The following is a 21,656-nucleotide window of genomic DNA, read 5'->3' as shown; positions in this document are numbered from 1 at the left end:
AGGCACGGCCCTCCCTGCTGGTGAAACCCCCGGAGGCACCGGCTCACCCCGGACCGTCTCCCCACGTGCGCGGCGCGTACGTACGGCTCGGCCTCCTCCCGCTCCCGGTCCGGCTGACGCTTCCGGCGCCGGCAGGCCTCCCCTTCACGAGCTGGTGGGGACCCGGCGGTGCGGATGGGCCCTGCCGGAAGATGAGAGGCCCCCTTGAGCCAGAGTCGACACGTCCCGGTGATGCTCCAGCGGTGCCTGGACCTGCTGGCGCCCGCCCTGGAGCACCCGGGAGCGGTGGTCGTCGACTGCACCCTCGGCCTCGGCGGACACAGCGAGGCGCTGCTGACCCGGTTCCCCGAGGCGCGGCTGATCGGTCTCGACCGGGACAAGGAGGCACTGCGCCTGTCCGGTGAGCGGCTGGCGCCCTTCGGCGAGCGCGCCACCCTCGTGCACGCCGTCTACGACGAACTGCCCGACGTCCTGCGCCGGCTCGGCATCGCGCGCGTGCAGGGCGTCCTGTTCGACCTCGGGGTCTCCTCCATGCAGCTGGACGAGGCCGACCGCGGCTTCGCCTACGCCCAGGACGCGCCCCTGGACATGCGGATGGACCAGACGACCGGCATCAGCGCCGCCGAGGTCCTCAACACCTACCCGGCGGGCGAACTCGTGCGCATCCTGCGCATGTACGGCGAGGAGAAGCAGGCCAAGCGGATCGTGTCCGCGATCGTGCGGGAGCGGGAGAAGGAGCCGTTCAGCAACAGCGCGCGGCTTGTCGAGCTGATCCGGGACGCCCTGCCGCAGGCCGCCAAGCGCACCGGCGGCAACCCGGCCAAGCGCACCTTCCAGGCGCTGCGCATCGAGGTCAACGGCGAACTGTCCGTCCTGGAGCGGGCGATCCCGGCGTCGGTGAAGGCCCTCGCCGTCGGCGGGCGGGTCGCCGTGCTGTCGTATCACTCGCTTGAGGACCGGCTGGTCAAGCAGGTGTTCGCGGCCGGTGCCGCGACCACCGCGCCGCCCGGCCTGCCCGTCGTGCCGGAGCGCTACCAGCCACGGCTCAAGCTGCTCACGCGGGGTGCCGAACTTCCCACCGAGGAAGAGGTCGCCGAGAACCGCCGGGCCGCACCGGCGAGGCTGCGCGGCGCCGAGCGCATCAGGGAGGACGCCGAGTGAGCGAGACGGGTCGGTCGGATTCCCGAAGGCACAGGGGCGGCCGGTTGGATTCCCGAACCCACCGGGGGAGCCGTGAGTAGGAAACCCGAACTGAGGGGGCGGGCCGCGCGAGTCGTCCGGCTCTTTCCCGCCGGCCGCGCCCAGGCCGCCCGCGCCCCGTTCGTCCTTCTGGTCGTCCTGCTGCTCGGCGGCGGCCTCATCGGGCTGCTGGTGCTGAACTCCGCGCTCAGCGAAGGCTCGTTCAAACTCGCCGATCTGCAGAAGCGGACGAAGAGCCTCACCGACGAGGAACAGGGCCTCCAGCGCGACATCGACGCCTACTCGGCCCCGGACGCCCTCCAGCGCCGGGCCCGTGAACTCGGCATGGTCCCCGGTGGCGACCCGGCCTTCCTCGGCCCCGACGGCAGGGTCAAGGGCGTCCCGAGCGCCGCCCCCCGCTCGGCCGCCCTGACCGTCCCCGCGGCCCCCACGGCCCTGAGTCCGGCACCCGCCCTCGCCACGACGGGATCCCCGCTCCCCTCCGGCGCGTCCCCCCAGGAGCAGCCCATGCTCACCGGCGGCCCCCAGCCCACCCCCGCGCTGCCCGCCCCGGCGGCGGCCGTCCCGCCGCCGCCCGCACTCCCTCAGCCCACTCCGATCCCCGGCAGGTGAGCCAAGTGTCCGACAGGGAAGCACCGCGCCGTCGGGTGCCCGGGCCGGCCCGGTCCGGGAACGCCGTGCGGCGCCGGCCCGGTCCCGGTGCGCATCCGGTGCGGCGGCCTGGCGGCGCGCGGCCGCCGGCCCAGCAGACCCTCCGGCTCGGCAGCCCGCGGCCCCGGCTGCGCATGGTCAGCCTCATGCTGACCCTGGTGCTGCTCGCGTTCGTCGTACGGCTGCTGCAGGTGCAGGCGGTCGACGCCAGCGCGTACGCCGCGCGGGCCGAGCAGAACCGGTATGTCGTGCACACGCTGACGGCCGATCGCGGCCGGATCACCGACCGCAGCGGCGTGGCCCTCGCCGTCAGCGAGGACGCGTACGACATCACGGCCGACCCGACGATGTTCACCAGGAAGCAGCTGAAGATCGACGACGGGCCCGAGCAGGCCGCCGCGCTGCTGGCCCCGATCCTCGGGCAGGACCAGGCCACGCTCGTGCACAAGCTGCGGCCCAGGAACAAGAACTCCCGGTACACCCGGCTGGCCAACCGGCAGACCCCGCAGGTCTGGAAGCAGATCAAGGACCTGAGGAACACACTCGCCACGAAGGCGCAGACGGACAACAACACCGCCAATGTGCTGGCCGGTGTCTTCGCCGACCCCAGCAGCCAGCGCGTGTACCCGGGCGGTGACCTCGCCGCCGGGACCCTCGGCTGGGTCAACGCCGACGGCCAGGGCGGCGGCGGCATCGAGCAGGAGCTGAACAAGCAGCTGTCGGGCAAGGACGGCAAGATCCGCTATGCCCAGTCCGGCGGGCGTGAGGTGCCCACGGTCGGCTCCAACGAGACACCCGCCGTGCCCGGCTCCGACGTCGAGCTGACCATCGACCGCGACATCCAGTGGGCCGCGCAGAAGGCCATCACCGAACAGGTGCGCAGGTCCGACGCGGACCGTGGCTATGTCGTCGTCCAGGACACCCGCACCGGCCAGATCCTGGCCATGGCCAACGCACCCGGCTTCGACCCGAACAACCTGTCCAAGGCGGACGCGGAGGCCATGGGCAACGCGGCCCTTCAGGACGCCTACGAGCCCGGCTCCACCGCCAAGGTGATGTCCATGGCGGCCGTGCTGCAGGAGAACGCGGCGACCCCGCTCACCCATGTCGTCGTACCCAACCGGCTGCACCGCGGCGACCGGCTCTTCCAGGACGACGTCGACCACGACACCTGGTACCTCACGCTGAACGGCGTGCTCGCCAAGTCCAGCAACATCGGGACGATCCTGGCCACCGGCCAGCTCGGGCGGACGCAGTCCGAGGCGAACAAGGTCCTCTACTCCTACCTGCGCAAGTTCGGCATCGGCAGCTACACCGGGCTCGGCTTTCCCGGTGAGACCCCCGGCATCCTCGCGCCGTACCAGAAGTGGTCCACGTCGCAGCAGTACACGATTCCTTTCGGCCAGGGTTTCTCCATCAACGCCGTGCAGGCCGCCTCCGTGTACTCGACCATCGCCAACGGCGGGGTCCGGATCGAGCCGACCCTGGTGCGCGGCACCAAGGGCCCCGACGGACGCCTCACCCCCGCGCCGAAGCCCAAGGAGACACGGGTGGTCAGCGACCGGACCGCCGCCACGGTCGCCCAGATGCTGGAGTCCGTCGTGGACGACGAGCAGGGCACCGGCATCAAGGCCCGCATCCCCGGCTACAACGTCGCCGGCAAGACCGGCACGGCCAACCGCGTGGATCCGGCCACCGGCAAGTACCGCGGCTACACCTCGTCCTTCGCCGGATTCGCCCCCGCCGACAACCCCCGGATCACCGTCTACTGCGCCATCCAGAACGCCACCTCCGGCAGCTACTACGGCGGCCAGATCTGCGGCCCCATCTACAAGCAGGTGATGGAGTTCGCCCTGAAGACCCTCCAGGTCCCGCCCACCGGAGCCCAGCCCGCCAACCTGCCCGTCGACTACAAGCCCTGATCAGCACACCGGACCACCAGGAACGAACTCGTGACGACGATCACCCCGGACCCCGGGAACCACGGCCCCCGGCGCCCCTCACTTCGCTCCGGACCCGGTGCGCCCGGTACGCTCACCGCCGTGCCACACGCTGATCAGTCCCAAACCACTCAGAAGGGCGCTTCCGTGACATATCCGGGACCGCCGCGACCGGTTCAGGTCTCCGCCACACCCCTCGCGGAACTCGCCGATCAGCTGGGTGCCGCCGCTCCCGACGCCGCCGCCGAGGTCACGGGGATCACCCACGACTCGCGCGCCGTCCGCCCCGGCGACCTGTACGCCGCCCTCCCGGGGGCCCGTCTGCACGGCGCCGACTTCGTCACCCAGGCCGCCGGCCTCGGCGCGGTCGCCGTGCTCACCGACCCGACGGGCGCCGAGCGCGCCGCCGCCACCGGGCTGCCGGTCCTCGTCGCCGCCGACCCGCGCGCGCGGATGGGCGAACTCGCGGCGACGATCTACGGTCACCCCGGCCGCGACCTGCTCCAGATCGGCATCACCGGCACCTCCGGCAAGACCACCACCGCCTATCTGGTCGAGGGCGGGCTGCGGACCGCGAAGTCCACCGGTCTCGTCGGCACGGTCGAGATGCGCATCGGCGACGAGCGCATCAAGTCCGAGCGCACCACCCCCGAGGCCACCGACCTGCAGGCCCTCTTCGCCGTCATGCGCGAGCGCGGCGTCGACGCGGTCGCCATGGAGGTCTCCAGCCACGCCCTGGTCCTCGGCCGGGTCGACGGCTGTGTCTTCGACATCGCCGTGTTCACCAACCTCAGCCCGGAACACATGGAGTTCCACTCCGACATGGAGGACTACTTCCGGGCCAAGGCACAGCTGTTCACGCCGAAGCGCAGCAAGCTCGGTGTGATCAACGCCGACGACGAGTACGGCCGCCGGCTCGCGAAGGAGGCCACGGTCCCGGTCGTCACCTTCTCCGCCGAGGGCCACCCCGACGCCGACTGGCGCGCCGAGGACGTCCAGGTCGGCCCCACGGACTCGACGTTCACCGCCGTCGGCCCGGACGGCGAGCGGATCCACGCCAGGTCGCCGATCGCCGGTCCCTTCAACGTGGCGAACACCCTCGCCGCCGTCGTCGCCCTCGCCGCCGCCGGTCTCGACCCGCAGACCGCCGCCGACGGCATCGCCGCCGTACCCGGCGTCCCCGGCCGGCTGGAGCGCGTGGACGCCGGGCAGCCCTATCTCGCGGTCGTCGACTACGCCCACAAGACCGACGCGGTCGAATCGGTGCTCAAGGCGCTGCGCAAGGTCACCAAGGGCCGGCTGCACATCGTCCTCGGCTGCGGCGGCGACCGCGACCGGACCAAGCGTGCCCCGATGGGCGCCGCCGCGGCCCGGCTCGCCGACACGGCCGTACTGACCTCCGACAACCCCCGCTCCGAGGACCCGCTCGCGATCCTCGCGACCATGCTCCAGGGAGCCGCCTCCGTGCCCGCGCACGAGCGTGGCGAGGTGCTCCTCTTCGAGGAGCGGGCCGCGGCGATCGCCGCGGCGGTGGGCCGCGCCCAGGCCGGCGACACCGTGCTGGTCGCGGGCAAGGGCCATGAGCAGGGCCAGGACATCGCCGGCGTGGTCCGTCCGTTCGACGACCGCCAGGTGCTCCGCGCAGCCATCCAGAAGACCCAGGGATGAAAATCCAGAAGACCCAGGGGATGAACTTGTGATCGCCCTCTCCCTCGCCGAGATCGCAGCAGTCGTCGGCGGGCAGACGCAGGACATACCGGATCCGTCCGTCCAGGTCACCGGGCCGGTCGTCCGGGACTCCCGCGAGGTGGTGCCCGGCAGCCTGTTCGCCGCCTTCGTCGGCGAGCGTGTCGACGGCCACGACTTCGCCGCCGCGGTCGTCGAGGCGGGCGCGGTCGCCGTACTGGCGTCACGCCCGGTCGGCGAGCCCGCGATCGTGGTCGAGGACGTGCAGACCGCCCTCGGCGCCCTCGCCCGGCACGTCGTACGCCGGCTCGGCGCGACCCTCGTCGCCCTGACCGGCTCGGCCGGCAAGACCAGCACCAAGGACCTCATCGCGCAGGTGCTCCGGCACAAGGCGCCGACGGTGTTCACGCCCGGCTCGCTCAACAACGAGATCGGGCTGCCGCTGACGGCCCTGTCCGCCACCGAGGAGACGCAGTTCCTCGTGCTGGAGATGGGCGCCCGCGGGATCGGGCACATCCGCTACCTCACGGGTCTGACGCCTCCGAAGATCGGCCTCGTCCTCAACGTCGGCACCGCCCACATCGGCGAGTTCGGCGGCCGCGAGCAGATCGCGCAGGCCAAGGGCGAGATCGTCGAGGGCCTCCCGGAGGACGGGGCGGCGATCCTCAACGCCGACGACCCGCTGGTCCGGGCCATGGCCCCCCGTACCAAGGCGAAGGTGGTCCTTTTCGGAGAGTCGGCCGAAGCGGACGTACGCGCCGAGAACGTGCGACTCACGGACAGCGGACAGCCGTCCTTCAGACTTCACACACCCTCCGGTGCATGTGATGTGACCATGCGCCTGTACGGTGAGCACCACGTGTCGAACGCGCTCGCCGCGGCCGCCGTCGCCCATGAGCTGGGCATGTCCGCGGAAGAGATCGCCACCGCGCTCTCCGAGGCGGGCACCCTCTCCCGCTGGCGCATGGAGGTCACCGAGCGACCGGACGGCGTGACCATCGTCAACGACGCCTACAACGCCAACCCCGAGTCCATGCGGGCCGCCCTCCGGGCGCTCGCGGCCATGGGCAAGGGGCGCCGCACGTGGGCGGTGCTCGGCAAGATGGCCGAGCTGGGGGACGAGGCGCTCGCCGAGCACGACGCCGTCGGACGGCTCGCCGTCCGGCTCAACGTCAGCAAGCTCGTCGCCGTCGGGGGGATTGAGGCCTCCTGGCTGCAACTGGGCGCATATAACGAGGGTTCGTGGGGTGAGGAGTCGGTGCACGTGTCCGACGCACAGGCGGCGATCGACCTGTTGCGCAGCGAGTTGCGCCCGGGGGACGTCGTCCTCGTGAAGGCGTCCCGATCGGTGGGCCTGGAGAGCGTTGCCCAGGCACTCGTCGAGACCGCTGCCGAGGGCGAGGTTGCCGCCCGATGATGAAGCAGATCCTGTTCTCAGGAGTCATTGGCCTCTTCCTGACGCTGATCGGCACCCCGCTGCTGATCAAGCTCCTCGCACGGAAGGGCTACGGCCAGTACATCCGTGACGACGGCCCGCGCGAGCACGCCAGCAAGCGCGGTACGCCGACCATGGGCGGCATCGCCTTCATCCTGGCGACGATCGCCGCGTACTTCCTGAGCAAGCTCATCACGGGTTACGCGCCCACCTACTCCGGCATCCTGGTCCTCGGGCTGATGTTCGGCATGGGGCTGGTCGGCTTCCTCGACGACTACATCAAGATCGTCAAGCGGCGTTCGCTGGGCCTGCGGGCCAAGGCGAAGATGGCCGGCCAGCTGATCGTCGGCATCTCGTTCGCCGTGCTGTCGCTGATGTTCGCCGACGCGCGCGGCAACACCCCGGCCTCCACCAAGCTGTCCTTCATCACCGACTTCGGCTGGACGATCGGCCCGGTGCTGTTCGTCGTCTGGGCGCTGTTCATGATCCTCGCGATGTCGAACGGCGTGAACCTGACCGACGGTCTGGACGGCCTGGCCACCGGCGCCTCCGTGCTGGTCTTCGGTGCTTACACGTTCATCGGCGTCTGGCAGTTCCAGGAGTCCTGCGCCAACGACCAGACCCTGACCAACCCGGCCGCCTGCTACGAGGTGCGCGACCCGCTCGACCTCGCGGTGATCGCCTCCGCGCTGATGGGCGCCTGCCTGGGCTTCCTGTGGTGGAACACCTCGCCGGCGAAGATCTTCATGGGCGACACCGGCTCGCTCGCCCTCGGCGGTGTCCTCACGGGTCTGGCCATCCTCTCCCGCACGGAACTGCTGGTGGCCATCATGGGCGGCCTGTTCGTCCTCATCACCATGTCGGTCGTCATCCAGGTCGGCTCCTTCCGGCTCACCGGCAAACGCGTCTTCCGGATGGCACCGCTCCAGCACCACTTCGAACTCAAGGGCTGGTCCGAAGTCCTTGTGGTGGTCCGATTCTGGATCATCCAGGGAATCTGTGTGATTGTCGGACTGGGCCTCTTCTATGCGGGATGGGCAGCGGAAAAGTGACCTCCACCTCGGAGCCCTCCGACCTCCAGGGCAAGCACGTCGTCGTCGCAGGCCTCGGCGTCTCCGGCGTCCCGGCGGCCAAGGTGCTGCACGCGCGCGGGGCGATCGTCACGGTCGTCAACGACGGCGACGACGCACGCGCACGCGCGCAGGCCGCGGAGCTGGAGGCGCTCGGGATCACCGTGCGCCTCGGCGACGGAGCGACCCTGCCGGAGGGCACCGAGCTGATCGTCACCGCGCCCGGCTGGAAGCCGGACAAGCCGCTGTTCCTGGCGGCGGGGCAGGCGGGCGTGCCGATCTGGGGTGACGTCGAGCTTGCCTGGCGTCTGCGCGGCCCCGACGCGGCGCCCTGGCTCGCCGTCACCGGCACCAACGGCAAGACCACGACCGTGCAGATGCTGGCGTCGATCCTGCGGGCCGCGGGCCTGCGCACGGCGGCCGTCGGCAATATCGGCGTCTCCCTGCTGGACACGGTCCTCGGCGAGGAGCAGTACGACGTCCTCGCCGTGGAGCTGTCCAGCTACCAGCTGCACTGGGCGCCCTCGCTGCGCGCCCACTCCGCCACCGTCCTCAACCTCGCCCCGGACCACCTCGACTGGCACGGCTCCATGGAGGCCTACGCCGCCGACAAGGGCCGTATCTACGAGGGCAATCGCGTCGCCTGCGTCTACAACGTGGCGGACAAGCTCACCGAGGACCTGGTGCGCGAGGCCGACGTGGAGGAGGGCTGCCGGGCCGTCGGGTTCACCCTGGGCACCCCCGGGCCCTCCCAACTCGGCGTCGTGGACGGCATCCTGGTCGACCGCGCCTTCGTGGCCGACCGGCACAAGAACGCACAGGAGCTGGCCGAGGTCGGCGATGTCAACCCGCCGGCCCCGCACAACATCGCCAACGCCCTTGCCGCGGCGGCCCTCGCGCGCGCCTTCGGGGTGCCCGCCACGGCCGTACGCGACGGCCTCAGGGCCTTCCGTCCGGACGCCCACCGCATCGCGCATGTCGCCGACATCGACGCCGTGGCGTACGTGGACGACTCCAAGGCCACCAACACGCATGCCGCCGAAGCCTCATTGGCGTCATATGAGTCGATTGTATGGATTGCGGGTGGGCTGGCGAAGGGCGCGGCCTTCGACGAGCTGGTCGCCAAGTCGGCAAAGCGACTTCGCGGTGCGGTCCTGATCGGCGCCGATCGAGCCCTGATCCGCGAGGCCCTCGCGCGACACGCCCCGGAAGTACCCGTCGTCGACCTCGACCGGACCGACACTGAGGCGATGCTCCAGGCGGTGACGGAAGCGAAACGGCTCGCGCAGCCCGGTGACACGGTGCTGCTGGCCCCGGCCTGCGCCTCCATGGACATGTTCACCAACTACAACCAGCGTGGCGACGCGTTCGCGGCGGCGGTCCGCGAACTCGAAGCCTGACCCCGGCCGCCCGCCGGGCGGATCTTGGGAGGGACGCGTGGGACGGTCGACGTTCAGTGGAGGCGCCGATGTCCAGTAGCCGTACCGGCCGGCCGCCCGTGCCACGGCCGTCCCAGCAGCGGCCCGCCGTTCCCCGGCCCCGGCGCGACAGTCCCGTGCAACGGCTCTACTCGCGCGCGCGGAAGGCCTGGGACCGTCCGCTGACCGCCTACTACCTGATCCTCGGCGGCAGCGTACTGATCACCGTGCTGGGCCTGGTCATGGTCTACTCGGCCTCCCAGGTCACCGCGCTGCAGATGTCGCTGCCCGGGTCGTACTTCTTCCGCAAGCAGCTGCTGGCCGCCGCGCTGGGCGGCGTACTGCTGTTCCTGGCCTCCCGCATGCCGGTGAAGCTGCACCGGGCGCTGGCCTACCCGATCCTGGCCGGTGCCGTCTTCCTGATGGCCCTGGTGCAGGTGCCCGGGATAGGGATGGCGGTCAACGGCAACCAGAACTGGATCTCCCTCGGCGGCTCCTTCCAGATCCAGCCGAGCGAGTTCGGCAAGCTGGCCCTGGTGCTGTGGGGCGCGGACCTGATCGCGCGCAAGCAGGAGAAGAAGCTGCTGACCCAGTGGAAGCACATGCTGGTGCCGCTGGTGCCGGGCGCCTTCCTGCTGCTCGGGCTGATCATGCTCGGCGGCGACATGGGCACCGCCATCATTCTCACGGCGATCCTGTTCGGCCTGCTGTGGCTCGCCGGGGCGCCGACGAGACTGTTCGTGGGCGTGCTGCAGATCGCCGCCCTGATCGGTTTCGTCCTCATCAAGACCAGCGCCAACCGGATGGCCCGGCTCGCCTGCATCGGCGCCACCGAGCCCAGGACGGGCGGCGCCGACTGCTGGCAGGCCGTGCACGGCATCTACGCCCTCGCCTCCGGCGGACTCTTCGGCTCCGGTCTCGGCGCGAGTGTGGAAAAATGGGGCCAACTACCGGAAGCCCACACCGACTTCATCTTCGCCGTCACCGGTGAGGAGCTGGGCCTGGCAGGGACGCTGTCGGTGCTCGCCCTGTTCGCGGCTCTAGGCTATGCGGGTATCCGCGTGGCCGGACGCACGGAGGACCCCTTCGTGAGGTATGCCGCGGGAGGCGTGACCACCTGGATCACCGCCCAGGCGGTGATCAACATCGGTGCGGTGCTCGGTCTGCTGCCGATCGCCGGCGTCCCCCTCCCGCTGTTCTCCTACGGAGGGTCCGCCCTGCTGCCGACCATGTTCGCCATCGGGTTGCTGATCGCCTTCGCACGCGACGAGCCCGCTGCGCGGGCGGCGCTTGCCATGCGGCAACCTCGCTTTGGTAGAAAGCGGGGAGCTGGGGGCTCCGGGTCCGGTCGGAAACCCCGGAGATGGAACACGATGCGACGGCGTGCCGCGGTGGCGCGTTCGTCCGGAGAGCGGTGAATTTCGGTGCATGTCGTACTCGCCGGTGGGGGGACCGCCGGCCACATCGAGCCCGCGCTCGCCCTCGCGGACGCCCTGCGCAGGCAGGACCCGACCGTGGGGATCACGGCCCTCGGCACAGAGCGTGGCCTGGAGACCAAGCTGGTCCCGGAGCGCGGTTACGAGCTGGCGCTGATCCCGGCGGTGCCGCTGCCCCGCAGGCCCACCCCCGAGCTGATCACCGTCCCGGGCCGGCTGCGCGGCACCATCAAGGCCGCCGAGCAGATCCTGGAGCGCACCAAGGCGGACTGTGTCGTCGGCTTCGGCGGCTATGTCGCCCTGCCCGGCTACCTCGCCGCCAAGCGGCTCGGCGTGCCGATCGTGATCCACGAGGCCAACGCCCGCCCCGGCCTGGCCAACAAGATCGGCTCGCGGTACGCGGCCCGGGTCGCCGTCTCCACGCCGGACAGCAAGCTGCGTGACGCCCGCTACATCGGCATCCCGCTGCGCCGCTCCATCGCCACCCTGGACCGGGCCGCCGCCCGCCCCGAGGGGCGCCATCGCTTCGGCCTCGACCCCAACCTGCCCACGCTGCTCGTCTCCGGCGGCTCCCAGGGCGCCCGGCGTCTCAACGAGGTGGTCCAGCAGGTCGCCCCGTGGCTGCAGCAGGCCGGTATCCAGATCCTGCACGCGGTCGGCCCGAAGAACGAACTGCCGCAGGTACAGCAGATGCCGGGAATGCCCCCCTATGTCCCGGTAAGTTACTTGGACCGGATGGACCTCGCGTACGCCGCGGCCGACATGATGCTCTGCCGCGCGGGCGCGATGACCGTCGCCGAACTCTCCGCCGTCGGGCTTCCGGCCGCCTATGTCCCGCTGCCCATCGGCAACGGCGAACAGCGGCTGAACGCCCAGCCGGTGGTGAAGGCGGGCGGTGGACTCCTTGTCGACGACGCGGAGCTGACGCCGGAGTGGGTGCAGCAGAACGTCCTGCCCGTGCTCGCCGACCCGCACCGGCTGTACGAGATGTCACGCGCGGCAAGCGAGTTCGGCCGCCGGGACGCCGACGAGCTGCTCGTCGGCATGGTGTACGAGGCGATCGCCTCGCGCCGTTAGGACCGTATGACGAAAGGGCAGTGAGCGTGGCCGGACCGACGACCGCCGAGCGCGGTGAACGCCAGCAGGAGTCGTCCGGCCCGCCGCTCGTCCGCAGGCTCAGAAGACCGCGCCTTCGTACGATCGTCATCCTGGCCGTGGTCGTCCTGCTCCTCGGGGCCGGTGGCGTCTGGGCGTTGTACGGCTCCGCGTGGCTGCGGGTCCGGCAGGTGTCGGTGTCCGGCACCGATGTCCTGACCCCCGCCGAGGTGCGTGACGCGGCCGCCGTGCCGGTCGGGGCGCCGATGATTTCCGTCGACACCGGAGCCATCGAAGCCCGATTGCGCCGGAAATTGCCACGAATTGACACTGTTGTTGTGGCCCGGTCCTGGCCTCATGGCATCGGGCTGAAGGTGACCGAGCGTACTCCGGTGCTGCTGGACCGAAAGGACGGGGACTTCGTCGAAGTCGACGACGAAGGTGTCCGGTTCGCTACGGTTCCGCAGGCGCCGAAGGCCGTACCGATGCTGGAATTGTCCGCTTCCCGCACGGGTTCCGCCGCGGCCAGCTTCCGGCGGTTCGGCACCGACCGGCTGGTGCGCGAGGCGGTCCGGGTCGCCGGGGCCCTGCCGGCCGCCGTGGCGAAGGAGACCCGGACGGTCCAAGTCCGCTCCTACGACACCATCTCGCTGGAGTTGGCCGACGGCCGCACGGTGGCATGGGGCAGCAGTGAGGACGGCCGGACCAAGGCACGGGCCCTCACGGCTCTCATGAAAGCAGCTCCCGGCGCGCGGCACTTCGACGTCAGCGTTCCCACCGCCCCTGCGTCATCGGGGAGTTGACGCACATCTGCGCAGGCCAGCACCCTGGTTGGGCACTGCTACGGCTGATCACATAGGGTGAAAAGAAAAACGGGAGGTTCGGCGTGTTCGTTGAACGTGCGCCACTTGTCGACTTAGTGTCCTGTTCAGAAGACTTCAGGGAACACACACACTGGTAACCCTAAACTTCAGGGTTAGGGTTCGGGTCGGCGTTACGGACCGTCCCATTCGGCATCCGTCGTCCCGACGCGGGGCACCGCACGGCGGCGACAACGTAATTCGAGGCGAGAGGCCTTCGACGTGGCAGCACCGCAGAACTACCTCGCAGTCATCAAGGTCATCGGTGTCGGCGGCGGTGGTGTCAATGCCATCAACCGGATGATCGAGGTCGGTCTCAAGGGTGTCGAGTTCATCGCCATCAACACCGACGCACAGGCGCTGTTGATGAGCGACGCCGACGTCAAGCTCGACGTCGGCCGTGAACTCACCCGCGGACTCGGCGCCGGGGCCAACCCGGCCGTCGGCCGCAAGGCCGCCGAGGACCACCGCGAGGAGATCGAGGAGGTCCTCAAGGGGGCCGACATGGTTTTCGTGACGGCCGGTGAGGGCGGCGGCACCGGCACCGGCGGCGCCCCCGTCGTGGCCAACATCGCGCGCTCGCTCGGCGCCCTGACCATCGGCGTGGTCACGCGCCCGTTCACCTTCGAGGGACGGCGCCGCGCGAACCAGGCCGAGGACGGTATCGCCGAGCTGCGGGAAGAGGTCGACACCCTCATCGTCATCCCGAACGACCGGCTGCTGTCCATCTCGGACCGCCAGGTCTCGGTCCTGGACGCCTTCAAGTCGGCCGACCAGGTCCTGCTCTCCGGTGTCCAGGGCATCACCGACCTCATCACCACCCCCGGCCTGATCAACCTCGACTTCGCCGATGTGAAGTCGGTCATGTCCGAGGCCGGTTCGGCCCTCATGGGCATCGGTTCGGCCCGCGGCGACGACCGCGCGGTGGCCGCGGCCGAGATGGCGATCTCCTCCCCGCTGCTGGAGGCGTCCATCGACGGCGCCCGCGGTGTGCTGCTCTCCATCTCCGGCGGCTCCGACCTCGGTCTGTTCGAGATCAACGAGGCGGCCCAGCTGGTCAGCGAGGCCGCCCACCCCGAGGCCAACATCATCTTCGGCGCGGTCATCGACGACGCCCTCGGTGACGAGGTGCGGGTCACCGTGATCGCCGCCGGCTTCGACGGCGGCCAGCCGCCCGCCCGCCGGGACAACGTCCTCGGCTCGGCCTCGTCTTCGGCCTCCACCCGCCGCGAGGAGCCCGCCCCGGCCCGGCCGAGCGAGCCCAGCCGTCCGTCCTTCGGCTCGCTGGGCAGCGTCAAGCCCAAGGAGGAGCCGGAGCAGGCTCCCGAGCCGGTGGCGGAGATCCCGGTCACCCCGCCGGTGACGCCGGCGCCCCGGACCTACTCGGACAGCGCGGCCGAGGAGCTGGACGTGCCGGACTTCCTGAAGTGATAGGACGGCGCGAGAGCGTGAGCGGCGCGCACTTCGCCTTCACCGACCGGTGGGGCGGGGTGAGCGCCGCTCCGTATGAGGAGCTCAACCTCGGTGGCGCGGTCGGCGACGACCCTGAGGCCGTACGGGCCAACCGGGACATCGCCGCCAAGGCGCTCGGCCTCGACGCGGGGCGGGTCGTCTGGATGAACCAGGTGCACGGCGCCGATGTGGCCGTGGTGCGGGAGCCGTGGGGCATGGGGGTCCCCCCGCTCCAGCGAAGCCAAGAGCGGGACAAGCCGGTGCCGGAGGTCGACGCCGTCGTCACCGACCGCCGCGGACTCGCCCTCGCCGTCCTGACCGCCGACTGTGTGCCGGTGCTGCTGGCCGATCCCGTCGCCGGGGTCGCCGCGGCGGCGCACGCGGGCCGGCCCGGGATGGTCAAGGGGGTCGTCCCCGCCGCCGTACGGGCCATGGTCGAACTCGGTGCCGAGCCGGGCCGGATCGTCGCCCGCACCGGACCGGCGGTGTGCGGGCGGTGCTACGAGGTACCGGAGTCGATGCGCGCCGAAGTGGCCGCCGTCGAGCCGACGGCGCACGCGGAGACGAGCTGGGGTACGCCGGCGGTCGATGTGAGCGCCGGGGTGCACGCGCAGCTCGACCGGCTCGGGGTGTGCGACAGGGCGCAGGCGCCGGTGTGCACGCTGGAGTCGGGCGACCACTTCTCGTACCGCCGCGACCGCACCACCGGGCGGCTCGCGAGCTATGTATGGCTGGACTGATGGGGCATGACGGACCGTAAGACCGAACTCGCCAAAAACCTGGCGAAAGTGGAGGAACGCATCACCGCCGCCTGTGCGGCGGCGGGGCGCGAGCGGGCGGAGGTGACCCTGATCGTGGTCACCAAGACCTACCCCGCGAGCGATGTGCGGATCCTGTCGGAACTGGGTGTGCGTCATGTCGCCGAGAATCGCGACCAGGACGCGGCGCCGAAGGCCGCCGCATGCGCGGATCTGCCCCTGACATGGCACTTTGTCGGTCAGTTGCAGACCAACAAGGTCCGATCCGTGGTCGGTTATGCCGGTGTCGTGCAGTCCGTCGACCGTGCCCGGCTCGTCACCGCGCTGTCCAGGGAGGCGGTGCGGGCGGAGCGCGAGATCGGCTGCCTGATCCAGGTGGCGCTGGATGCGGGCGTGAACGGCCGGGGCGAGCGCGGAGGCGTCGCGCCGGACGGAATCGAAGAGTTGGCCGACCTGGTCGGCGACGCGCCCGGGCTGCGGCTCGACGGACTGATGACCGTCGCACCGCTCACCGGGGAGTACGCGGGGCATGAACAAGCGGCGTTCGGACGGCTCATGGATTTGTCGACTGACCTGCGCCGAACTCATCCGACTGCAACCATGGTGTCGGCAGGGATGAGTGCGGACCTCGAACAGGCCGTGGCCGCTGGGGCGACACATGTGCGCGTCGGCACTGCGGTACTCGGAGTCCGCCCCAAGCTCGGGTAACGTCGCCAAGAAGTCGGACCACAGCAGAAAATATGGTCAGTGCCTGTGAAGGCGGGCACAACGACCGCGTGGATCGCGGGCACTTGGCAGTCGTCAGCCGATCCACCACAGAGCGGAGGACTCAGAGCATGGCCGGCGCGATGCGCAAGATGGCGGTCTACCTCGGCCTCGTGGAGGACGATGGGTACGACGGCCGGGGATTCGACCCCGACGACGACTTCGAGCCCGAGCTGGACCCGGAGCCCGAGCGGGACCATCGACGACACGAATCTTCACACCAGTCGCACAGTGCGCATCAGTCCCAAAGGGACGAAGAGGTGCGTATCGTGCAACCGCCCGCGCCACGCGAGTCGGTGCCGCGCGCGACTTCGCTCGCCGCGGAATCCGGACGTCCGGCGCGCATCGCGCCCGTGGCATCCATCACACAAGAACGTCAGTCCCTGGAGAAGAACGCACCGGTGATCATGCCCAAGGTCGTGTCGGAACGAGAGCCGTACCGGATCACCACACTTCACCCCCGGACCTACAACGAGGCCCGTACCATCGGGGAACACTTCCGTGAGGGCACCCCGGTGATCATGAATCTGACTGAGATGGATGACACAGACGCAAAGCGACTTGTCGACTTTGCGGCCGGTTTGGTGTTTGGTCTTCACGGCAGCATCGAGCGGGTGACGCAGAAGGTGTTCCTGTTGTCTCCTGCTAACGTCGATGTCACGGCGGAGGACAAGGCCCGCATCGCAGAGGGCGGGTTCTTCAACCAGAGCTGAGACGCACGACCGGATCGAAGTTCGGAAGAGCACGGAAACAGGGGAGAGGGAAGCGCAGACCATGAGCGTGTTCGCACTGGTGGTCCACACCGCGCTACTGGTGTTCCTCGCCGTGCTCATTTTCCGGCTGGTCATGGATTATGTGTTCCAGTTCGCCCGCTCGTGGCAACCCGGCAAGGCGATGGTGGTCGTACTGGAGGCCACCTACACTGTCACCGATCCACCGCTGAAGCTTCTGCGGCGGTTCATCCCGCCGCTGCGTCTCGGGGGCGTGGCGCTCGACCTGTCCTTCTTCGTACTGATGATCATCGTCTACATCCTCCTCTCCATCACGGGGAGCTTCGTGTGATGAGGGTGGACGATACGGTCTTGCCGACTGCCGATGACTACGTTGAGGTGAAGAGATGCCGTTGACCCCCGAGGACGTGCGGAACAAGCAGTTCACGACCGTCCGCCTCCGAGAAGGCTATGACGAGGACGAGGTCGATGCCTTCCTCGACGAGGTCGAAGCCGAACTGACCCGTCTGCTCCGCGAGAACGAGGACCTGCGCGCCAAGCTGGCCGCGGCGACCCGTGCGGCCGCGCAGAACCAGCAGAACATGCGCAAGGGCCCGCCGGAGCAGGACCAGCAGCCGCATCCTCAGCAGCAGGGCATGCCTCAGCAGGGGATGCGAGGTCCCGGCGCTCCGGTGCCCGCCGGCATATCGGGCCCGCCGCAGCAGCAGATGGGTGGCCCCATGGGTGGCCCGCCCCAGCTGCCGAGCGGCGCCCCGCAGCTGCCCGCCGGTCCCGGCGGTCAGGGCGGCCCGCAGGGTCCCGGTCCGATGGGCCAGGGTCCGATGGGTCAGGGCCCGATGGGTCAGGGCCCGATGGGTCAGGGCCCGATGGGCGGACAGCCGCCCATGCAGCAGCAGATGGGCGGTCCGATGGGCGGCCCCATGGGCGGTCCGATGGGCGGCCCCGGTCAGGGCCCCGGTGGCGACAGCGCCGCCCGAGTCCTCTCGCTGGCCCAGCAGACCGCCGACCAGGCGATCGCCGAGGCCCGCTCCGAGGCCAACAAGATCGTCGGCGAGGCCCGCAGCCGCGCCGAGGGTCTGGAGCGTGACGCCCGTGCCAAGGCCGACGCCCTGGAGCGGGACGCGCAGGAGAAGCACCGCGTCGCGATGGGCTCCCTGGAGTCCGCCCGCGCCACGCTGGAGCGCAAGGTCGAGGACCTGCGCGGCTTCGAGCGCGAGTACCGCACGCGCCTGAAGTCGTACCTCGAGTCCCAGCTGCGTCAGCTGGAGACCCAGGCCGACGACTCCCTGGCCCCGCCGCGTACCCCGGCCACCGCGTCGCTGCCGCCGTCCCCGGCGCCCTCCATGGCACCGGCCGGCGCGAGCGCCCCGTCCTACGGCGGTAACCAGACGATGGGCGGCAACCCCGGCCCGTCCGCCCCGTCCTACGGCGGTCAGCAGCAGATGACCCCGGCCATGACGCAGCCCATGGCCCCGGTTCGTCCGCAGGGTCCGTCCCCGATGGGTCAGGCTCCCTCGCCGATGCGTGGGTTCCTGATCGACGAGGACGACAACTGAGCACCGGGCACGGTGAGTAGTACGCCTTAGGCGTCGGCAGCGTTCAGGGCGGGACCCCGGATTCCATGATCCGGGGTCCCGCCCTTTTTACGCGCGTTGCGGACCCCTGCGGATACGGACCCCTGCGGATACGGACCCGCGAAGAAGGGCCCGGCCTCCGAACCGGAGACCGGGCCCTTCTCGAATCTCGAACCGCTCGGCGCTTACGCCTTCCGCAGTCGGAACGTGAGCGACAGCCCCTCGTCGGTGAACGGCTCGCCGAAGCTGCCGTCGGCCTCGCCCTGGGCGAAGTCGGTCGCCAGGACCTCGTCCGCGATCAGCTCGCTGTGCTCGCCGAGCGCGGCGACCACCGCAGGGTCGGTCGACACCCAGCGCAGGGCGATCCGATCGGCCACATCCAGGCCGCTGTTCTTACGGGCCTCCTGGATCAGCCGGATCGCGTCACGGGCCAGGCCCGCCTGCCGCAGCTCCTCGGTGATCTCCAGGTCCAGGGCGACGGTGGCACCGGAGTCGGAGGCCACCGACCAGCCCTCGCGCGGGGTCTCGGTGATGATCACCTCGTCCGGGGCGAGGGTGACGGTCTCACCGCCGACCTCCACCGAGGCCGTGCCCTCGCGCAACGCGAGCGACAGCGCGGCCGCGTCGGCGCCGGCGACGGCCTTGGCGACGTCCTGGACCCGCTTGCCGAACCGCTTGCCCAGGGCGCGGAAGTTGGCCTTCGCGGTGGTGTCCACCAGCGAGCCGCCGACCTCGGAGAGGGACGCCAGCGAGGAGACGTTCAGCTCCTCGGTGATCTGGGTGTGCAGCTCCGGGTCCAGGGACTCGAAGCCGGTCGCGGCGATCAGCGCGCGGGACAGCGGCTGGCGCGTCTTGACGCCCGACTCCGCGCGCGTGGCACGGCCCAGCTCCACCAGCCGGCGGACCAGGACCATCTGCTTCGACAGCTCCGGGTCGATCGCGGACAGATCGGTCTGCGGCCAGGCCGCCAGGTGCACCGACTCCGGAGCGCCCGGGGTCACCGGCACGATCAGGTCCTGCCACACCCGCTCGGTGATGAACGGGACGATCGGTGCCATCAGCTTCGTGACCGTCTCCAGCACCTCGTGCAGCGTGCGCAGCGCGGCCTTGTCGCCCTGCCAGAAGCGACGGCGCGAGCGACGGACGTACCAGTTGGACAGGTCGTCGACGAACGCGGAGAGCAGCTTGCCGGCGCGCTGGGTGTCGTACGCCTCCAGGGCCTGGGTCACCTGGTCGGTCAGGGCGTGGAGTTCGGACAGCAGCCAGCGGTCGATCAGCGGGCGCTCGGCCGGGGCCGGGTCCGCCGTGCTGGGCGCCCACGCGGACGTACGGGCGTACAGCGCCTGGAAGGCGACCGTGTTCCAGTACGTCAGCAGGGTCTTGCGGACGACCTCCTGGATGGTGCCGTGGCCGACCCGGCGGGCCGCCCACGGGGAGCCGCCGGCCGCCATGAACCAGCGCACCGCGTCCGCGCCGTTGGCGTCCATGAGCGGGATCGGCTGCAGGATGTTGCCCAGGTGCTTGGACATCTTGCGGCCGTCCTCGGCGAGGATGTGGCCGAGGCAGACGACGTTTTCGTACGACGACTTGTCGAAGACGAGGGTGCCGACGGCCATCAGCGTGTAGAACCAGCCGCGGGTCTGGTCGATGGCCTCGGAGATGAACTGCGCCGGGTAGCGGCTCTCGAACAGTTCCTTGTTCTTGTACGGGTAGCCCCACTGCGCGAACGGCATCGAACCCGAGTCGTACCAGGCGTCGATGACCTCGGGCACGCGCGTGGCCGTCTTTCCGCAGCCCTCGTGGCGGCAGGCGAAGGTGACCGCGTCGATGTAGGGGCGGTGCGGGTCCAGGTTCGACTGGTCGGTGCCGGACAGCTCGGTCAGCTCCGCGCGGGAGCCGACGACGGTGAGGTGGTCGTCCTCGCAGCGCCAGACGGGCAGCGGGGTGCCCCAGTAGCGGTTGCGGGAGAGCGCCCAGTCGATGTTGTTGTTCAGCCAGTCGCCGTACCGGCCGTGCTTGACCGTCTCGGGGAACCAGTTGGTCTTCTCGTTCTCCTGGACGAGGCGGTCCTTGATCGCCGTCGTGCGGATGTACCAGGACGGCTGTGCGTAGTAGAGCAGCGCGGTGTGGCAGCGCCAGCAGTGCGGGTAGCTGTGCTCGTACGGCAGGTGTCTGAAGAGGAGGTCACGCTGCGACAGGTCCTCGGTGAGCTTTTCGTCCGCCTTCTTGAAGAAGACGCCGCCGACCAGCGGGACGTCCTCCTCGAAGGTGCCGTCCGGGCGGACCGGGTTCACGACCGGCAGGCCGTAGGCGCGGCAGACCTTGAGGTCGTCCTCACCGAAGGCGGGGGACTGGTGGACCAGACCCGTACCGTCCTCGGTCGTCACGTAGTCCGCGTTCACCAGGAAGTGTGCCGGTTCCGGGAACTCCACGAGCTCGAAGGGACGTTGGTACGTCCAGCGCTCCATCTCGGCGCCGGTGAAGGTCTGGCCCGTGGTCTCCCAGCCCTCGCCGAGAGCCTTGGCGAGAAGCGGCTCGGCGACGACGAGCTTCTCCTCGCCGTCGGTCGCGACGACGTAGGTGACCTCCGGGTGCACGGCGACCGCCGTGTTGGACACCAGGGTCCACGGGGTCGTCGTCCACACCAGGAGCGCGGCCTCGCCGGCCAGCGGACCGGAGGTGAGCGGGAAACGGACGTACACGGACGGGTCGACGACCGTCTCGTAGCCCTGCGCCAGTTCGTGGTCGGACAGGCCGGTGCCGCAGCGCGGGCACCAGGGGGCGACGCGGTGGTCCTGGACCAGCAGGCCCTTGGCGAAGATCTCCTTCAGCGACCACCAGACCGATTCCACGTACTCGGGGTCCATGGTGCGGTAGGCGTCGTCCAGGTCGACCCAGTAGCCCATGCGGGTCGTCAGCTCGGCGAAGGCGTCGGTGTGCCGGGTCACCGACTCACGGCACTTGGCGTTGAACTCGGCGATGCCGTACGCCTCGATGTCCTGCTTGCCGGAGAAGCCCAGCTCCTTCTCGACGGCCAGCTCGACGGGCAGGCCGTGGCAGTCCCAGCCGGCCTTGCGGGCCACGTGGTAGCCGCGCATGGTGCGGAAGCGGGGGAAGACGTCCTTGAAGACGCGCGCCTCGATGTGGTGGGCGCCGGGCATGCCGTTCGCGGTGGGCGGGCCCTCGTAGAACACCCACTCGGGGCGGCCCTCGGACTGCTCCAGGCTCTTGGTGAAGATCTTCTGCTCACGCCAGAAGTCGAGCACCGCGTGCTCAAGAGCGGGCAGGTCGACCTGTGCGGGCACCTGGCGGTACGTCGGCGCTGTCATCTGCGAGCATCCTCCAACGGACTTGCTGCCTTCCGTCGGAGGGACGAGAGCCTTCGTTCCTGTCTACGCCGTGTGCGGCGCGCTCCCGCGGTACCACCCTCCTTGGCCCTCCGCCGCGCTGTACGCGTCGGTGAGCCCCCTCATTGGGTCGCGAAGCCGGCTCTACTCGCCGCAGCGCACTGGCTGCGGCTTTCTTCCGGCGGCTCCGGGGTGATCTTCACGTCGCGCTCGCCCCCGGGCTCACACCGTCCCCGGG

General features: G+C 70.3%; 17 protein-coding genes. 16 read left to right on the top strand and 1 reads right to left on the bottom strand.

Features of this window, described 5'->3' with window-relative positions:
• Positions 1-204 precede the first annotated feature (204 nt).
• From rsmH to IE277_RS01055, 16 genes are all read left to right on the top strand, one after another.
• Positions 205-1,161, top strand: coding sequence for a 16S rRNA (cytosine(1402)-N(4))-methyltransferase RsmH (gene rsmH / locus IE277_RS01130; protein ID WP_189947586.1), 957 nt, complete (start codon positions 205-207; stop codon positions 1,159-1,161).
• Between the two features lie 72 nt (positions 1,162-1,233).
• Positions 1,234-1,812, top strand: coding sequence for a cell division protein FtsL (gene ftsL / locus IE277_RS01125; protein ID WP_189947584.1), 579 nt, complete (start codon positions 1,234-1,236; stop codon positions 1,810-1,812).
• Positions 1,813-1,817: 5 nt separating this feature from the next.
• Entirely contained in the window at positions 1,818-3,773 is a 1,956-nt protein-coding gene (locus IE277_RS01120) for a peptidoglycan D,D-transpeptidase FtsI family protein (protein ID WP_308433333.1), read from the top strand.
• Positions 3,774-3,803: 30 nt separating this feature from the next.
• Positions 3,804-5,459, top strand: a complete 1,656-nt coding sequence (locus IE277_RS01115) for a UDP-N-acetylmuramoyl-L-alanyl-D-glutamate--2,6-diaminopimelate ligase (protein ID WP_189947580.1) — start codon at positions 3,804-3,806, stop codon at positions 5,457-5,459.
• Between the two features lie 28 nt (positions 5,460-5,487).
• Complete coding sequence (locus IE277_RS01110) at positions 5,488-6,894, top strand: UDP-N-acetylmuramoyl-tripeptide--D-alanyl-D-alanine ligase (RefSeq protein ID WP_189947578.1); 1,407 nt, start codon at positions 5,488-5,490, stop codon at positions 6,892-6,894.
• The gene (gene mraY, locus IE277_RS01105) at positions 6,891-7,964 is read left to right on the top strand and encodes a phospho-N-acetylmuramoyl-pentapeptide-transferase (protein WP_189947576.1); all 1,074 of its coding nucleotides are present in this window, start codon (positions 6,891-6,893) and stop codon (positions 7,962-7,964) included. Before IE277_RS01110 ends, mraY begins: the two co-directional genes overlap by 4 nt.
• Entirely contained in the window at positions 7,946-9,382 is a 1,437-nt protein-coding gene (gene murD, locus IE277_RS01100) for a UDP-N-acetylmuramoyl-L-alanine--D-glutamate ligase (RefSeq protein WP_189947574.1), read from the top strand. The genes mraY and murD overlap by 19 nt, the downstream gene beginning before the upstream one ends.
• 68 nt (positions 9,383-9,450) lie before the next feature.
• Positions 9,451-10,818: a putative lipid II flippase FtsW gene (gene ftsW / locus IE277_RS01095; RefSeq protein WP_189947572.1), complete on the top strand. Its 1,368-nt coding sequence runs from the start codon at positions 9,451-9,453 to the stop codon at positions 10,816-10,818.
• A 6-nt stretch (positions 10,819-10,824) separates the two neighbouring features.
• Entirely contained in the window at positions 10,825-11,913 is a 1,089-nt protein-coding gene (gene murG, locus IE277_RS01090) for an undecaprenyldiphospho-muramoylpentapeptide beta-N-acetylglucosaminyltransferase (RefSeq protein ID WP_189947570.1), read from the top strand.
• A 26-nt stretch (positions 11,914-11,939) separates the two neighbouring features.
• A complete protein-coding gene (locus IE277_RS01085; protein WP_189947568.1) occupies positions 11,940-12,734 on the top strand; it encodes a cell division protein FtsQ/DivIB in 795 nt (264 codons plus the stop codon).
• A 279-nt stretch (positions 12,735-13,013) separates the two neighbouring features.
• Complete coding sequence (ftsZ, locus tag IE277_RS01080) at positions 13,014-14,222, top strand: cell division protein FtsZ (protein WP_189947566.1); 1,209 nt, start codon at positions 13,014-13,016, stop codon at positions 14,220-14,222.
• Positions 14,219-14,983, top strand: a complete 765-nt coding sequence (pgeF, locus tag IE277_RS01075) for a peptidoglycan editing factor PgeF (protein WP_189947564.1) — start codon at positions 14,219-14,221, stop codon at positions 14,981-14,983. The genes ftsZ and pgeF overlap by 4 nt, the downstream gene beginning before the upstream one ends.
• A 6-nt stretch (positions 14,984-14,989) precedes the next feature.
• The gene (locus IE277_RS01070) at positions 14,990-15,709 is read left to right on the top strand and encodes a YggS family pyridoxal phosphate-dependent enzyme (RefSeq protein WP_189947562.1); all 720 of its coding nucleotides are present in this window, start codon (positions 14,990-14,992) and stop codon (positions 15,707-15,709) included.
• A 128-nt stretch (positions 15,710-15,837) separates the two neighbouring features.
• On the top strand, positions 15,838-16,479 hold the full coding sequence (locus IE277_RS01065) for a cell division protein SepF (RefSeq protein WP_189947560.1): 642 nt from the start codon (positions 15,838-15,840) through the stop codon (positions 16,477-16,479).
• A 61-nt stretch (positions 16,480-16,540) separates the two neighbouring features.
• The gene (locus IE277_RS01060; RefSeq protein WP_189947558.1) at positions 16,541-16,828 is read left to right on the top strand and encodes a YggT family protein; all 288 of its coding nucleotides are present in this window, start codon (positions 16,541-16,543) and stop codon (positions 16,826-16,828) included.
• A gap of 55 nt (positions 16,829-16,883) precedes the next feature.
• Positions 16,884-18,053: a DivIVA domain-containing protein gene (locus IE277_RS01055; RefSeq protein WP_189947556.1), complete on the top strand. Its 1,170-nt coding sequence runs from the start codon at positions 16,884-16,886 to the stop codon at positions 18,051-18,053.
• Positions 18,054-18,256: 203 nt separating this feature from the next.
• Here the strand turns inward: IE277_RS01055 and ileS are convergent, their stop codons facing one another.
• A complete protein-coding gene (gene ileS / locus IE277_RS01050; RefSeq protein ID WP_189947554.1) occupies positions 18,257-21,400 on the bottom strand; it encodes an isoleucine--tRNA ligase in 3,144 nt (1,047 codons plus the stop codon).
• Between the last annotated feature and the right edge of the window lie 256 nt (positions 21,401-21,656).

Source organism: Streptomyces alanosinicus (assembly GCF_014650595.1).
Taxonomy (GTDB): domain Bacteria; phylum Actinomycetota; class Actinomycetes; order Streptomycetales; family Streptomycetaceae; genus Streptomyces; species Streptomyces alanosinicus.
Note: the sequence above shows the minus strand (reverse complement) of the source record. Positions and strands in the feature narration are given on the sequence as shown.